Source organism: Flavobacterium sp. P3_A6 (genome assembly GCF_056403035.1).
On the sequence record NZ_JBFUGG010000032.1, the window covers coordinates 25,495 to 40,590 of the forward strand.

The window sequence follows — 15,096 nt, forward strand, 5'->3', positions numbered from 1 at the left end:
AAAATAATCTTAGTAATGGCTTAATTAAGGTACTTAAATAAGTAAAAAAAGAAATATTTTTTCCGCATTCAAATAAGGGATAATATCTTAATCAAAAGTCAGAACTACAGTTGTGCCTTCATTTTTTTTACTAAGAATGTCAATACTGATATTCAGCAGCTGTGAAATCTTTTTCACTATTGACAATCCTAAACCAGATCCTTTTATATTGGGATTATTTGCTGCATCAGATCGATAAAATGGGTTAAAAATCTTGTCTAAGTCTTCAGTAGCAATTCCAATTCCGTTATCCGATATAGAACAAATAGTTTTCGATTTTTTTTTGGAAATATTTATTGAAATTTTACCATTATGTTTGGAATACTTTATCGCATTAGAAATTACATTACTAATAATTATGCTCACTAAATAATTATCAGAATTAATAAAATAATCTTTTGAAAAATTATGTTCTATTCCTATATTTTTATCATTTATTTTATTTGAATATAAAGTAAGAACATCAAGAATTATGGCGTCCAGGTAGATTTTCTCAATCCGTAAACTTTGCTTATGATTTTCGAATCTTGCCAGCAAAAGCAATTGATCCACTAAATTATTCAAACGGTTTACTTCCGAAATGCTGAAATTAATTTTCTCTTCATATTCGGACTGGCTTCTTGGTTTTCGCACCAAAACTTCCAAAGTTCCTTTCAAAACCGTCAAGGGAGTTCTCAATTCATGAGAAGCATCGGAGGTGAATTGTTTTTCCCGCTCGACTGCATTTTCTATTCGATCCAGCAAATCATTGATTGTTTTGGAAAGTACAAATAATTCATCTTTATTTTGAGGCAAAATTATTCTGTCTTTTAAATTGTCAGTAGTAATTCTACTCGAGGTTTCGGTAATTAGAGCTACGGGTTTAATACTTCGCCCGGCAATAAACCTGGCAATAAAAAATAACAGCAATAAAATTAATGGGAATGTTATAAAAAGCGTATTTCTAAGGTTGGTCAATATCAATGTAGCCTCATCCAAGGACATCGCTACAAAAAGATATCCTACTTTTTTCTTTTTATCAAAAAGCGGAATTTGAATTTGCCTGATTGGTTTTTTATTCAAATAGGAATCCACAAATTGATTGTCTTTTTCGTGTTTGTGCAGTTTAAGCTGAAATCCTTTCAGATTGGGCGATTTATCAATTAATTTATTGTCATTGTCAAAAAACTGCACAAAAACTGGATTTACATTGACTCTATTATTGTCGCTTTCTCTCCATTGATCAACTTGAATCAGATAAGCATTATTATTGTCAACTTCTATCTGTTCCAAATATTCGCTAGATTCCTGTAAAATATCATCATTTATATGTTTGTTAATACTATATAAAGTGATTCCATAAATAGTGCAAAATACAACCGAAATCAATAGTGCTGTGCTGAGAATGTAATTAAGCGCAATTCTGTTTTTATAAGAGAATGAAAACATTAATTTAATTTGTATCGTTTGCAATATAGCCTACACCCCGAATGGTTTTTATCAAATCTTCTTCTTTCTTCAAATTGAGTTTTTTTCGGATCGCATTCATAAAAACGTCAATTACACCTGTATCGTATTCAAAATGAATATCCCAAACATCGTTAATAATTTCATTTCTGGTACACACTTTCCCTTTGTTTTTTATCAAATAAACAAGCAGTTCATATTCCCTTTGCGTAAGCGAAACATCTCGGCCATTTGATGTAACCTGATGTTTTGAAGGGATTATTTTAATTTTTCCAAGTGTTAAAATAGGGCTTTGATTTTCATTTCTAAAATGAATTTTTATACGTTCCACCAATTCATCAAAGCTAAACGGTTTTTTGATATAATCATTGGCTCCAGCTTTTAAGCCTTCAATTGTTTCCTGAATGGTATCTTTGGCCGTTAAAAACAAAATAGGCGTCTTGGAATCTTCCTTTCGGATTTCTTTGCACACATCAATTCCTAACATTTGGGGCAAAATCCAATCCAGCAAAATAATATCTATTTTTTGGCTCTGAGCTATTTCGAGACCGGTTTTGCCATCATTGGCAACCACTACCTCATAGCCTTCCTCTTCCAAACCTTGCTTTAGAAAATTAGCAATTCCTATTTCATCTTCAACAATTAGAATCCTCATTTTTACTGCAATACAAATTTAAAACCAATAGTACCAATATTTGCATTCAACCCATCGCTCCTAACGTAATGATTGAACCTGAAATCAATATTTTTTAACCCAAAAGAAAATATTTGTGCCTTTGCAAAAAAATCAGTGTAAGAAACCCCAAAACCATACTGATTGGCCGAAAATGTCGATAAATCATAATCCGAAGTATAAAATTGCTCTGTTGACAAATGAGTTTGATAAGGTGCAAAATACTTGGCTTGGGTTTGCGTATAATAACGATACATGGGGTAAGCCGTAAATTTATCAGAAAACCTTACAGGAATTTCTATATTAAAAGTATGGGCTTTTAAATCCCAATCATCAGCATAATACCTGTAATAAGTTCTTACAATAAAGTGTTCATTGATATAATAATTGAAGCGGGCTCCTATTGGAATCTTAAAACGGGTATCCGGAAGTCTTTCGATATCATCGGCAAGTTCGTAAACCCCGGCATTACTTGGACTTGTATAGTCATTGATATATTGGGGCTGACCCACATAATAATGAGGTTTATCAGCAAAATATGTTCTGTGGTATGGAGTTGACAATAATCCTTGCTGTTGTAAAATATCTAAAAATACAGAAAACTGGAAGTTTTTAGTCACTACTTGAGAAAAAGCGAACGAAACCGAATATGAATTCCTGTTCACAGATGTTACAGGTGTGAATTTAGATGGTAAATAGCCATTTGAAACCGCTCCTTTTTGATCATAAACCGTTACTCCATAGAGAGCATATCCCTCAAGTTCTTTTGGGTAAATAGGTCTCCATTGGTCAAGATAAACATTAGTTTTCAAACTGACTTCTGTATTTTTTTCATTAAAAAGCTTAGTAACTCCACCACCAAAACCAACCGATGTGTAATCAAATTCATTTGAAAAAGAAAGGTCACCATTCCAAATAAAATTTCTATCATCGCTGTTATGAGTATAAGTAGCCAATGCAGACACTAACTGGTCATTTTTTGATGCACCAGATGAAGCTTGCCAAGGAGTTGGGGTATTAGCTCCCGAATATGTAGATTCGAATGGATTAATATTACTGGATGAAGCTGACGAGTAAGCGGAAATACCTAAATCGACTGTCAAAACATCGTCATCATTCAGTGGCATAGCAACAGTTATGTTCGTCGCAAAATCATTCAGTTTTTCACTGCCCATTCCTCCTGAAACAGCAGAATGTGTTCCGTCCTGATCATAATAACTCGCCAAAAAATCAACTTCGGCACTTTCTAAAACCCTCTTTTTAAACACGGCAGCTGAATCTTTTTCTTGGGCATAAGAAAGTGTACTGATTAGAAAAAAAAGAAATATTGTTTTTATAATTTTCATTTGGGGAAATTTTATTTGGTAAAAAAGCTACTAAAAAAATCAATTACAGCCACAGCCTCCGCCAGATTTACCTCCATTAGCTCCAGCTGCACCTTCTCTATACACCTGAAAAGTAGTTTCATACCGCTCAGTAGTTTTGGCGCCCAGTTTCATTTCTGAGTCATTAATGTTCACCTTTTGATATTCTTTTACTGAGTTACAGGATTGCAAAACAATAAGAATTACTGCTAATGCTACTCTTTTCATACTGTTATTATTTACTGTATTTCTTTATATCTATCCCTTTTGATGTGAAGACTTTGCCTTTATCATCAACAATAATGCATTCAATTCCTTTGAGCTGATTGACTAAATCCATGCCAACATCAACACCCAGAACAAAAATTCCCGTTGCGAGTGCATCAGCAATCTCGGTTTGTTTGGCAAATACCGAAACACTTACCGCTCCCATAGCCGGATAACCTGTTCTTGGATCTATAATATGTGAATATCTTTTGCCATCAAAAACCACATACTTCTCATAACTCCCTGATGTTTCTACTGCACTGTTTTCCAAAGGAAAAGCGGCAAAAATTTTATTCTTGTTCATCGGATTTACAATTCCAACCGTCCAAGGTTTCCCATTGGGTTGTCTGCCCCAGGCAAAAATATCGCCCGAGACATTTACCAATCCTGAACTACAGCCTTTTGACAATAACAAAGCGTGAATTTTATCGGCAATATAGCCTTGTCCAATACCGCCAAGGCCCAATTTCATTCCCTCCAATTTGAGAAAAATGGTATGTTCCCTTTTATCTAGAATAATGTTTTTATAGCCAATTTTCTCCACCGATTTTTTTATGGCTTCCGGTGTTGGCATCTCTTTCATAGAACCGTCAAACTTCCAGATTTTATCCATCGAAGCATACGAAATATCAAATGCTCCAGATGTAATTTGTGAAACTTTAATTGCTCTTTCAACCAATTCAAATACTTCCACAGGCACTTTTACAGGTTTTATACCCGCGTTTCTGCTCACTTCAGAGATAGGCGTGGTCGGAATCCAATCTGAGATTTCATTTTCAATTCTTTTTACTTCACCAATCGCCATATCAATATAAACGTTTGCTTCCGTTGTATCTTTGGCTACAACAGTCATCTCAAAAGGACTGCCCAGCATCGATAATTTACGTTTATGGATTATCTGTGCAAAGGATGAAAATGCCGTGAAAAGAAAACCAATCAATAGTATTTTTTTCATTATTTTTCGAAAGAATGAATGAGTTTAATATAATCTGGTGCTGAAATATTTTTGAAACCGGTCATTCCAATAACTTTTCCTTTTTTGTCCAAAAGCACCACCAATGGAAAACTGCCGTTTTTATTGTATTTTTCGGCCAATTTATTATTGCTTTCTGTTAACTCTGGCGAAAGCTGATTGGCTTTTTTCTTTGGAAAATCGGCTTTATAAACGATCCAATTTTTATCTGCTTCTGCCTGAAATTCTGGGGATTTCCAAACCGCTTTGTCTAATTTCATACAAGGACCGCACCAGTCCGAACCAGAGAATACAAGCAATATGTTTTTATCTTCAGTAATTGCTTTTGCTTTCACTTCTTCAAAATTGGCATTCCAATTCTGTGAATATCCGAATAGACCAGTAATCAAAAAAAATGTTGAAAAGAATAATCTCATAAGTTCCTTTGCTATTAAATTAAGTATTCTGATTAATAAGAAACACTCTCACCGAAATACAATTTCATTTTTAAATAAACCTGTTGGGTGTAATTCATAAATTTTTTATTTAACACATAGATTCTGTGTTGAAAATAATTACACCCAACGGGTTAAATAAATCAATTAGTATCCGGCAAATTTAACTCAAAAAGAACCGCTAAATTACAAGCAGTGATGGGTTTTAAGCCAAATTTAAGAATCAAACATTGTTCTATAAATGCCATTCTAAACTCTATTTGTGTATTTTTGCAAAAAAATAACACTATATGAATCTTCTAAAAAAGTTTTCTCCTTTTTATAACCTTGCTCTTTTCTATATCCTAGTAAGTTTCGTTTTGCGAATCGTTTTAGTATTTCACCCTATAACTCAAACTTCTTTTGTTTTTATAGACAGCTTGAAAATCTTTTCAATTGGATTGATTTCAGATACATTTGTATTTGTTATAGCATCTGCTTTTTTATGGCTGTATCTTATTTTTATATCCAATTCCAAATATTATAAACCCTACGGTTATATCATTTTTGGATTATTTGTGGCATTATTGCTTTATATCGCTTCCGGCAAAACGATTCTGAATGAATATGGCGGTGCTTTGCCTAAAATCGGAATGATTTTCGTGGGGCTCAAAACATTTTTGTTCGGACTTCTTCTGTTTTTACCAAAACATAKAGACAAAATCAGATTCTGGCTGTTCACTTTTGTGATGTTTTTATATGTTGTCCTTATTCTTCAAAACGGAATCAGCGAATATTTCTTTTGGAATGAATTTGGTGTTAAATATAATTTCATCGCAGTTAATTATTTGGTTTACACCAATGAAGTAATTGGAAATATTATGGAATCTTATCCGGTGATTCCATTGTTTTCAGCATTATTTTTAATTGCTGGAATTGTGACTTATTTTATTGTCAAAAAGTCTAGAAATTACATTGATGCTATTCCAACTTTTCCCGATAAAATAAAAATAACCGCAATCTATCTTGCCTTGTTTGGGGTTTCTTTATTGGCAGTTCCTTATTTAGCCAAAAAAGAAAATTCACAAAATGTTTTTGCCAATGAATTACAAGCGAACGGAATGTATCGTTTCTATTTGGCTTTTATGAACAGTGAATTGGATTATTTCAAGTTTTATAAAACTTTACCCGAAAATGAAGCTTTTGCTTTACTGGGAAAACAAATTCCATCTATTTCTGGTGTATCGACTTTAAGACCAATAAAAAGTGACGTCGCCGAAACTCCTAAAAATGTGGTTTTAATCACTATCGAAAGCTACAGTGCCGATTTTATGAAAACCTATGGTAATGATAAAAACATCACCCCATTTTTAGACGATTTGGCACAAAAAAGCTTATTGTTTACCAATTTATATGCTGTTGGAAACAGAACCGTTCGCGGGCTTGAAGCCGTAACGTTATGTTTTCCGCCTACTGCCGGCGAAAGTGTGGTAAAACGAAAAGACAATAAAGACAAATTTTCTACTGGATCAATTTTTAAACAAAAAGGATACAACGTGAAATATCTTTATGGTGGAGATGCTTTTTTTGACAATATGGAAGACTTTTTTACCGGAAACGGTTATGACATTGTCGATAAAAAAGCATTCACTCCCGAAGAAATAACTTTTGCCAATATTTGGGGCGTTTGTGACGAAGATATGGCTAATAAAGCTATAAAAGTGATGAATACCGAAGCGAAAACTGGCAAACCATTCTTTAATCACTGGATGACCGTGAGTAACCACCGCCCATTTACGTATCCAAACGATAAAATTAACATTCCAGGAGATGCAAAATCCAGAGACGGCGGAGTTAAATATACCGATTATGCTTTGCGAAAATTCTTTGATATGGCCAGTAAACAGTCTTGGTACAAAAATACCGTATTTGTAATCGTTGCCGATCACTGCGCTTCAAGTGCCGGAAAAACAGAACTCCCTGTGGATAAATACAGAATTCCTGCAATGATTTACAGCCCAGGATTTATCCAGCCTCAAAAGTATACAAATGTAATGTCGCAAATTGATCTTATGCCAACACTTTTTGGATTGCTGAATTTTAACTACCAAAGTAAATTTTACGGTCAGGATGTTTTAAAACCCGATTATAAACCAAGAGCATTAATCGCAACTTATCAGGATTTAGGGCTAATAAAAGACAATGTTTTAACCATTATTTCGCCAAAACAAGCTGTAAAACAGTTCCAATTATCATTAAAACCAGATCAAAAAGTGGCTCCAGAGTTTCAAATCTACTACGACCAAGTTCCCTTAAAAAATGAAAGAACTGATCTTGTAAACGAAACGATCTCTTATTATCAGACAGCTTCGGATATATTAAAGAAAAAGAGCTATCAAAAGTTAAAGTAGTTCTAGATTTAGAAACACAAAAAAGCCTGTAAATTCAATATTTACAGGCTTTTTTGTGTTTCATTTTAATTCGATCTAAAAATCGTTCTCACTTTCCAAACCAAAAAGTTTTCCAGTTTTCCAAAGTTTCAAATCATTTTTCAAATTCTTTTTGTTACGCTCAGTCAATTCTTTTGAATCCAATTCATCAAGATTAGGTTTTCCTGCATTTATCCAAGCTGTGTACCAAAAATTGGTTGTTGCAACAATTGCTTTTCTCATTTGCTTTTCTACCATTCCGTTCAATGCAGCATGAAATTGATTGACATATTCTTTAGAATAAATCAAATCACCAAACTTATTTTTAGCAACATTTCCTTTTTCATCTTTCTCAAACATCGTCTCGGCAGTAAAAGCAGCACGCAGTTTTCTATCAGCCAATAAAAGCGGCTCAACTTGGCTGTGTGTGTCTTTCAGCATATCCCAAGTCGCTTTTTCTATATTATCCACATACTTTGCTTCTCCCGTATAAAAATTATAATTTTTCCCAAACAATTCCGGAAGACGGGATTCCCATAAAGAATGAATTCCTTTTTGATTAGTCAATTGTCCGTCATGATTGACAGCAGTATGCAAAGGCATGTGCGCATCACCTATGTAATGAGCCAAATCAGCTGCCAAAAACAAAATTTCAGTCTTCCTTTTGTCTTTAAAAGCTTTTGTTAATTTAGTCATTACTTCCTGAATATACCAAGGCAGAATACCGTTATCTGCTAAAAATTTCTCATTGTATTTTTTCTTTGCTTCATCAAAAGGAAGCGGAATAGAATCTACAGCACCAAAATTCTCCATATCCATAAAATGACGCGGATTTTCGGCCTTATCGCGCAATGTGTATTTACGCAAATCCGGAACAGTCGATTCCTGTGTAATAAAATCTAAATGATTGTAAAAAAAAGTCTGCATCGGCTTTGGCAAAGCCATAACTGCAGCATTATTAATATGTTCGTGACCAAAAATTCCCCACGACAATGTAATAAAAGCAATACCAATTATCGAAAAAGTAAGCGCTGTTCGTTTTAATTTAAATTTTTTCATTATATTTATTTTATTGAATTACAAAAGTATTTTTTTTAAAGATAATTTAAACGATTTGAGTTTAAATTTATGTTAATCCAAAGAAATTAAATTAAAATGTTTAGACATCAAGGCAAAAGCAGAACTTCTAAACATAATTTACGGCTTGCTATATTATTATCATTTGTAGCGGGAATTGTAAATGTAACAGGGGTTTTAGCTGTAAAAACATTAACCACTAATGTTACTGGGCATTTTGCCTATTTTGCAGAAGAAGTAACCAAAAAAGATTATCAAGCCGCCATTGTGTTTTTAATTTATACGCTGTTCTTTTTGGCGGGAGCATTTACATCTAATTTTTTGGCCGAACTGGTTTCAGAAAAAAAACAAGAACTTTCTCATTTGCCAGCAATAGCCATCGAATTTCTTATTTTAGTAGCTTTGGGTCTTTTTGGCATGCAAACCTATTTCAATTTATTAGAAGGAAAATGGATTGCCTTTGGTCTTCTTTTTGCAATGGGAATCCAAAATGCATTGGTGACCAAAATTTCGCAGTCAACCGTTAGAACTACACATTTAACGGGACTCTTCACGGATTTAGGAATTGAATTATCCCAATTGTTTTTCTACAAAAAACCAGAAGAGCGAAAAGCCTTAAAAATTAGTATTAATTTAAGACTGTCTATCATTTCTTTCTTCTTTCTAGGCTGTTTTGCTGGCGGGTTTATATACGGATATTTGGCACTAAAAACACTGCTAATCGCTGCGGCTTTTCTTTTGGTTGCCCTTTATTATGATTACATCCGACTGTATTTCATTGCGATTAAGCGAAAGAAAAAAGCATTTTAGAAATACAAAATTGCTAATAAAGTTCCAACAGCAATACTTATCCAAAGCAGTACACCTTGAACCAAAGGCAATAATCCCACCGATTTCAAAACAGAACGATTCAGCCCAGCTCCTATCAAAAACAAAGTAACAACAAGACCTGTTTTGGCAATTGAAACCAAATGCGGAGCAATATTCGCAACAGGAGGAAAATAAGTATTGCAGATCATTGCCAAAATAAACAATCCTATAAAATACGGGATCTTCAGTTTGCTGGCTTTATTTTTAAAAGCGACTGCAGTAATCAAAGCCACAGGAATGATCCACAAAGCTCTGGCTAATTTAACGGTTGTGGCAACCTGCAAAGCTTCTGCCCCATATTTATTCGCCGCTCCCACTACCGAACTAGTATCATGAATCGCAATGGCACACCACATACCAAAATCATTTTGAGACATATCCAGCCAATGTCCAACAAGAGGAAATACAAACAAAGCAATCGAATTGAGTATAAAAATCACTCCCAAAGCCACCGAAGTCTGCTTTTCATCCGATTGTATTACAGGAGCAATCGCGGCAATCGCACTGCCTCCGCAAATAGCCGTGCCACAGGAAATGAGATGAGAGGTTTTCTTTTGAATATTTAACCATTTTCCCAATAAAGTTCCCAAAACAATTGTTGCCATAATGGATGCAACCGTAAAAAGAAAACCTTCTTTACCTGCGGCCACAGCACTATGAACATTCATGCCAAAACCCAATCCTACAACCGAAACCCGCAGCAATATATTAGTCGCTTTATGGTTCAAATGCAAAAAAGGATGTCCTGAAAGATTAGCAACAATCAACCCCAGCAGTAAGGCTATCGGAGGTGAAATAATAGGAAATAAACAAAGAAGCAGCAGCAAAACAAAAATAATTTGCTGCGCTGTCGTATTGATTCTTAAAAAAATTGGTGCATTAACACTATCGGTTCTCATTCCTTTGTCATTTTTAATACAGCAAAGGTCGCTTGAAAAGCCAAAAAAGGCTAATCGTTAAAAATAATCCACTATAACTTTAAGTTATAATAACTTGAAATATTTTTTATGAATAATTCAGAAAGAGAATCTGATTTACCCTGTAGCGTAATGATATAAAAATAACGCTCAATTGTCAAATTATCTACATCAATAATTTGTAATTCTTTATTTTTCAACTCCTTACTAACAGCATGAATTGACATAAAAGCAACACAATTGGAATTCAGCAAATACGACTTAATACTTTCGGTGCTTCCCAGCTGCATTTCAATCTGTAGCTGGTCAATTTTGATATTAAAAGGCTTTAAAGCATATTCAATAACTTCAAGTGTTCCAGAACCTTGTTCCCTAACAAGAAATTGGAGTGATTTGAGATCATCTGGCGTGATTTCTTTTTTTCTGACCAATGGATTATCGGAATTGCAAACCAAAACCAGCTCATCTCTAATGAATTGCGTATATTTTATGGATTGATTTTTGGATTGCCCTTCCACAATTCCAATTTCAATTTCTTTGTTCAGCAGGGCATTTTCAATTTGCTCCGTATTTCCGTTAAGCAGATTCACTTTCACGGATTCCAATTTCTGATGAAAACGTGCCAACAATGGCGGAATAATGTATTGAGAAATCGTGGTACTCGCTCCCAACCGCAGCAAACCTTTACGTTCATTGATAAACGTACTCATATCAAAGTCAATTTCCCTGTAAATCTCAAAAATGTTTTTGGTATGTTTCAATAACACTTCACCAGCAGTCGTAAGCGCTATTTTCGAGCCATTTCTTTCAAAAAGCTTGATTTTATATTCTTCTTCCAATTCCTGAATATGTTTGGAAATCGCAGGTTGCGTAATGAATAATTCGGAAGCCGCTTTGGTAAAGCTCAATCGTGTTGCAACAGTGAAAAATACTTTTAGTCTGAAATCCATAATTAGTATTTTTATTTAAATTAGTGATTACAGCATCCCATTATACTTCCGAACAAACCATTCTGCAGAAAGTAAAACAGCAATCAAAACCAACAGCCATTTCCAATCAATCAAAGGAGATTTGGTTACTAGGTCTTTCTGAACAGCTTTATATTCTTCATTCTCCAACAGCGTTTTTATTAACGCATCAATTTGATTTGGATAAAAAGCTACCCCTTTCGTTTGTGATGCCAATTGCTTTAATTTCTGAACATCCGGGTTTACAAACTGCTTTTCAATGTCAAAATCCAGAATCTCAAAATGACTGGAATATGTGTTATTGGAATTCAATTCTTTTATCAAAAAATTATAGCTTCCTGCCAAAAGTCCGTCAAGATTCACTTTATAAGTATTGTTGCCTTTTAAAAGATCAAAGTTTTTGGTTTGTTTTGTTTTAATATTGGTCACGGCGATTGTCAGACGCGCTTTTTCATCAAAATCATAATTTTTATTGAAATATTGAGCGGTAATTTCGATAGCCTCACCTGTATTGTAAAAACTTTCATGATTGACAACTAACGATTTTTTGGCATTATTGGAAGCCAAGTATTGAATAATTTTATTGATGAAAATATCATATTTCCCGAAAGACTGATTATCGATATGGCTTTGCAGACGCCATTTCCAGCTGTTTTCACCAAATAAATAAGCCGATCTTTTTCCTTGATTTTCCGTAAACGATAATAAAGGCAAATTTGTATCAATATTTCTGATTTTGGCAGAAAGCAATACATTAACTTCCCCATTCACGGCAATAGAGCCATAATTATTCTGCAAAGGAGGAAAATTTTCAAAACCTAAATTATCCACCGCAAAAAGATTAAACTGAGGATCAAAATGAGCCAAATAATCTTCTTCCTGACCGCTCATTTTAAAAACAAAATTATTTTGCTCCTGATTCAAAAATGAAAAATCGGTAACAGTTCCGGTTATTATAAACGTGTTCAGATTAGCTTTCTTATTCGCTTCAAAAACTGATTTGAAAGCCGTATTTGGCTGATATAAAACAAGAACATTATAATCCTGCAATGACTTCACTTCGTTCGGATTAACTAATATTACTTTATGCTGTAAATTAGATTCAACAGCTCTTTTTAAAACGGCAATATCCGGATGATCTATAGACGAAATAATAGCAACCGTTGTTTTTTGATCGATCACTTCAACGGCAAAATTTTTGATATTATTAAAGGTGTTTTTTTCGTTTTCCTTAGAATCAACTTTTGCTTTATAAACCTGCAGTCCCACTTTATTAGCAGGCAAAAGCACATTTACAATTGCTGTTTTCTTTGATGGAGAAAAGGAAACGCTTTGTTTATGCAATACTTCATTCCCTTGGGTAATGCTAAAATTGGCAGTTACACTTTTATCTCCTGAATACTGTAAAAACACTTCAACTGGAAATTTATTCTTTAAGAATGCATATCTGTTCACATTCAGCTGATTGATTTTCAAATCCAAAACTTTGGCAGTATCACCCAAAACCAAAGGATACACTTTATTATTTTCATTAAAGCTATAGACATAATCATTTCCCGAAGTTTGATTCCCATCGGTGATAATTACAGTTGGATAAAACGTATTTTTATAGATGCTTTTTAAATTTTTGGCAACCAAATCCAAATTGGTCTGAGTTCCATTAAAAGCAAGACTGCCTGATTGTCGAAAATCTGAATCAACTATATAGGACTGCACTTCAAATTTTTCTTGAATAGCTTTATTTGAAATGATTTTTTGAACTGATTCCAAAGCATGTTCTTTGGCATTCAAAAAAGAAATTGAACTGGAATTATCAACTACAATAGGCAATGGCGTTTTGATAATTTCCAGTTTATTGGTAGTGATAATTGGATTTATCAGAAGCAATAATATTGAAAAAATTGTAAGAAAACGCAAAAAAGCCAAAAACAAACCAACTTTCGATTTGTTTTTGACTTTGTATAAATATTGAAAAAACGACAAACCACCCGCTATTAATAAAGAAAGTAGTAGTAATAGAATCGTGTTTATTGTCATGTTTTTGATTAAAAGATTGAAAAATTAAATAATTAAAAAATTCTAAATATTTACGAATATAAAAATCTCTAAATTCTTAAATCATTAAATCTTATAATATAATTTTAAGTAAGCATTCCTCCGCAAACATTCAATACTTGTCCTGTAATATAAGCACTCATATCAGAGGCCAAAAACAAGCAGGCATTTGCAACGTCTTCAGTAGAACCGCCACGTTTCAATGGAATTCCTTCTCTCCATCCTTTTACAATATCTTCACTTAGCTTTGCTGTCATTTCAGTTTCGATAAAACCAGGAGCAATAGCATTGCAGCGAATATTACGTGAACCCAACTCCAAAGCCACCGATTTAGTAAAACCAATAGCACCTGCTTTAGATGCAGCATAATTCGTTTGACCAGCATTACCAGAAACACCAACTACAGAACTAATATTGATAATCGAACCTGCACGCTGTTTTAAAAATGTTTTCTGAATCGCTTTGGTCATATTAAAAACCGACTTCAAGTTAACATCAATAACCTGGTCAAAATCAGCTTCTGACATACGCATTAATAAATTATCCTTAGTAATTCCAGCGTTGTTTATCAAAATATCAACTGTGCCAAATTCGGCCAAAACAGCATCTACAAAAGTTTGCGCTTCATTAAAATCGGCCGCATTAGATTTGTATCCTTTGGCTTTAATTCCCAAAGCATTCAATTCATTTTCCAAAGCCAGTGCAGACTCTACAGATGAGCTATAAGTAAAGGCAACGTTTGCTCCATTTTTCGCAAAAACTTCAGCTATCCCTTTTCCAATTCCACGACTTGCGCCAGTAATAATGGCTACTTTTCCTTCTAGTAATTTCATATTCACTTAATATTTATTTTATTAGGCTGTTATCCTTTGCAATCTGACGCAAATTAAGGTTGATAACATTCGCCAAATATATAATAAAAATGCGGAATGAAAAAAATTACAATTTCAATTAACGAGTTAGCGGTTATAGAAACGCACAGAAAACACACTAACCCTTTTTATAAAAATTTTAAAAAAAATTAAAAATAAATGTAAATGTAATTGATACAACAACTATATTTGTGTCAAATAATTTTTACATGAAAAAAAATCCAACAGGAACCGTACTTTACACAATTGAGCAAACCATAAAAGAGTATAGAAAAATAGCGCAGAGAAACATTGGAAAAATTATAAGTGACATAACAGTTGATCAATGCTTATTGCTAATAATCCTTAATGAAAACCCAAGCTATTCACAAAAAGAAATAGCAAAATTAATTTTTAAAGACAACACCTCAGTTACTAGAATAATTGAATTGATGGTAAAAAAAGATTATATAACTAGAAAAATTCACGAATTAGACCGAAGAAAATTTAGTCTTGAAATCACAAAAAAAGGCAAAAACACAATTGAATTATTATCCCCAATTATACAACAGAACAGAAAAACTGCTCTTGAGGGCTTATCACAAGATGAAATTGATTTACTCGACAAAACACTAAGTAAAATAATCCTAAACTGTAAAAAATAAAATGATAAAAATCCATCAAATACTTAAATCGACCCAAATTTTAATATTTTCCTTTTTGCCATTATTAATTTTTGGACAAAAAGACATAT

General features: G+C 33.4%; 14 protein-coding genes. 3 read left to right on the plus strand and 11 right to left on the minus strand.

Annotated elements, in window-relative coordinates; genetic code table 11:
- Nucleotides 1–87: 87 nt before the first annotated feature.
- From AC1DVP_RS20160 to AC1DVP_RS20185, 6 genes are read right to left on the minus strand one after another with little or no spacing between them, the layout of a single operon-like run.
- The gene (locus tag AC1DVP_RS20160; RefSeq protein WP_477185267.1) at nt 88–1,467 is read right to left on the minus strand and encodes a sensor histidine kinase; all 1,380 of its coding nucleotides are present in this window, start codon (nt 1,465–1,467) and stop codon (nt 88–90) included.
- Between the two features lie 4 nt (nt 1,468–1,471).
- The gene (locus tag AC1DVP_RS20165; protein WP_477185268.1) at nt 1,472–2,140 is read right to left on the minus strand and encodes a response regulator transcription factor; all 669 of its coding nucleotides are present in this window, start codon (nt 2,138–2,140) and stop codon (nt 1,472–1,474) included.
- Between the two features lie 2 nt (nt 2,141–2,142).
- Nucleotides 2,143–3,504 carry a DUF3570 domain-containing protein gene (locus AC1DVP_RS20170; RefSeq protein ID WP_477185269.1) on the minus strand — a complete coding sequence of 454 codons (1,362 nt, stop codon included), beginning with the start codon at nt 3,502–3,504 and terminating at the stop codon, nt 2,143–2,145.
- Nucleotides 3,505–3,543: 39 nt separating this feature from the next.
- Nucleotides 3,544–3,750, minus strand: a complete 207-nt coding sequence (locus AC1DVP_RS20175) for a DUF4266 domain-containing protein (protein WP_477185270.1) — start codon at nt 3,748–3,750, stop codon at nt 3,544–3,546.
- A gap of 7 nt (nt 3,751–3,757) precedes the next feature.
- Nucleotides 3,758–4,744, minus strand: coding sequence for an FAD:protein FMN transferase (locus tag AC1DVP_RS20180; RefSeq protein ID WP_477185271.1), 987 nt, complete (start codon nt 4,742–4,744; stop codon nt 3,758–3,760).
- Nucleotides 4,744–5,178 (minus strand): thioredoxin family protein, encoded by a 435-nt coding sequence (locus AC1DVP_RS20185; RefSeq protein WP_477185272.1) that lies wholly within the window; start codon nt 5,176–5,178, stop codon nt 4,744–4,746. The genes AC1DVP_RS20180 and AC1DVP_RS20185 overlap by 1 nt, the downstream gene beginning before the upstream one ends.
- 308 nt (nt 5,179–5,486) lie before the next feature.
- On the opposite strand from AC1DVP_RS20185, the gene AC1DVP_RS20190 reads away from it, so the two are divergent.
- Complete coding sequence (locus AC1DVP_RS20190; RefSeq protein ID WP_477185273.1) at nt 5,487–7,586, plus strand: LTA synthase family protein; 2,100 nt, start codon at nt 5,487–5,489, stop codon at nt 7,584–7,586.
- Between the two features lie 75 nt (nt 7,587–7,661).
- On the opposite strand, the gene AC1DVP_RS20195 is transcribed toward AC1DVP_RS20190, so the two are convergent.
- Nucleotides 7,662–8,663, minus strand: a complete 1,002-nt coding sequence (locus AC1DVP_RS20195; RefSeq protein ID WP_477185274.1) for a zinc dependent phospholipase C family protein — start codon at nt 8,661–8,663, stop codon at nt 7,662–7,664.
- A 96-nt stretch (nt 8,664–8,759) separates the two neighbouring features.
- On the opposite strand from AC1DVP_RS20195, the gene AC1DVP_RS20200 reads away from it, so the two are divergent.
- Nucleotides 8,760–9,491 (plus strand): YoaK family protein, encoded by a 732-nt coding sequence (locus AC1DVP_RS20200; protein WP_477185275.1) that lies wholly within the window; start codon nt 8,760–8,762, stop codon nt 9,489–9,491.
- Here the strand turns inward: AC1DVP_RS20200 and AC1DVP_RS20205 are convergent.
- From AC1DVP_RS20205 to fabG, 4 genes are all read right to left on the minus strand, one after another.
- On the minus strand, nt 9,488–10,450 hold the full coding sequence (locus AC1DVP_RS20205; RefSeq protein ID WP_477185276.1) for a YeiH family protein: 963 nt from the start codon (nt 10,448–10,450) through the stop codon (nt 9,488–9,490). The genes AC1DVP_RS20200 and AC1DVP_RS20205 overlap by 4 nt on opposite strands.
- Before the next feature lie 71 nt (nt 10,451–10,521).
- Nucleotides 10,522–11,418 carry a LysR family transcriptional regulator gene (locus AC1DVP_RS20210; RefSeq protein ID WP_477185277.1) on the minus strand — a complete coding sequence of 299 codons (897 nt, stop codon included), beginning with the start codon at nt 11,416–11,418 and terminating at the stop codon, nt 10,522–10,524.
- Between the two features lie 27 nt (nt 11,419–11,445).
- On the minus strand, nt 11,446–13,473 hold the full coding sequence (locus tag AC1DVP_RS20215) for a hypothetical protein (protein ID WP_477185278.1): 2,028 nt from the start codon (nt 13,471–13,473) through the stop codon (nt 11,446–11,448).
- A 104-nt stretch (nt 13,474–13,577) separates the two neighbouring features.
- Complete coding sequence (gene fabG, locus AC1DVP_RS20220) at nt 13,578–14,324, minus strand: 3-oxoacyl-[acyl-carrier-protein] reductase (protein ID WP_477185279.1); 747 nt, start codon at nt 14,322–14,324, stop codon at nt 13,578–13,580.
- A gap of 248 nt (nt 14,325–14,572) precedes the next feature.
- Here fabG and AC1DVP_RS20225 point away from each other — a divergent pair, with 248 nt between their 5' ends.
- Entirely contained in the window at nt 14,573–15,007 is a 435-nt protein-coding gene (locus AC1DVP_RS20225; RefSeq protein ID WP_477185280.1) for a MarR family winged helix-turn-helix transcriptional regulator, read from the plus strand.
- The last annotated feature ends 89 nt before the right edge of the window (nt 15,008–15,096 follow it).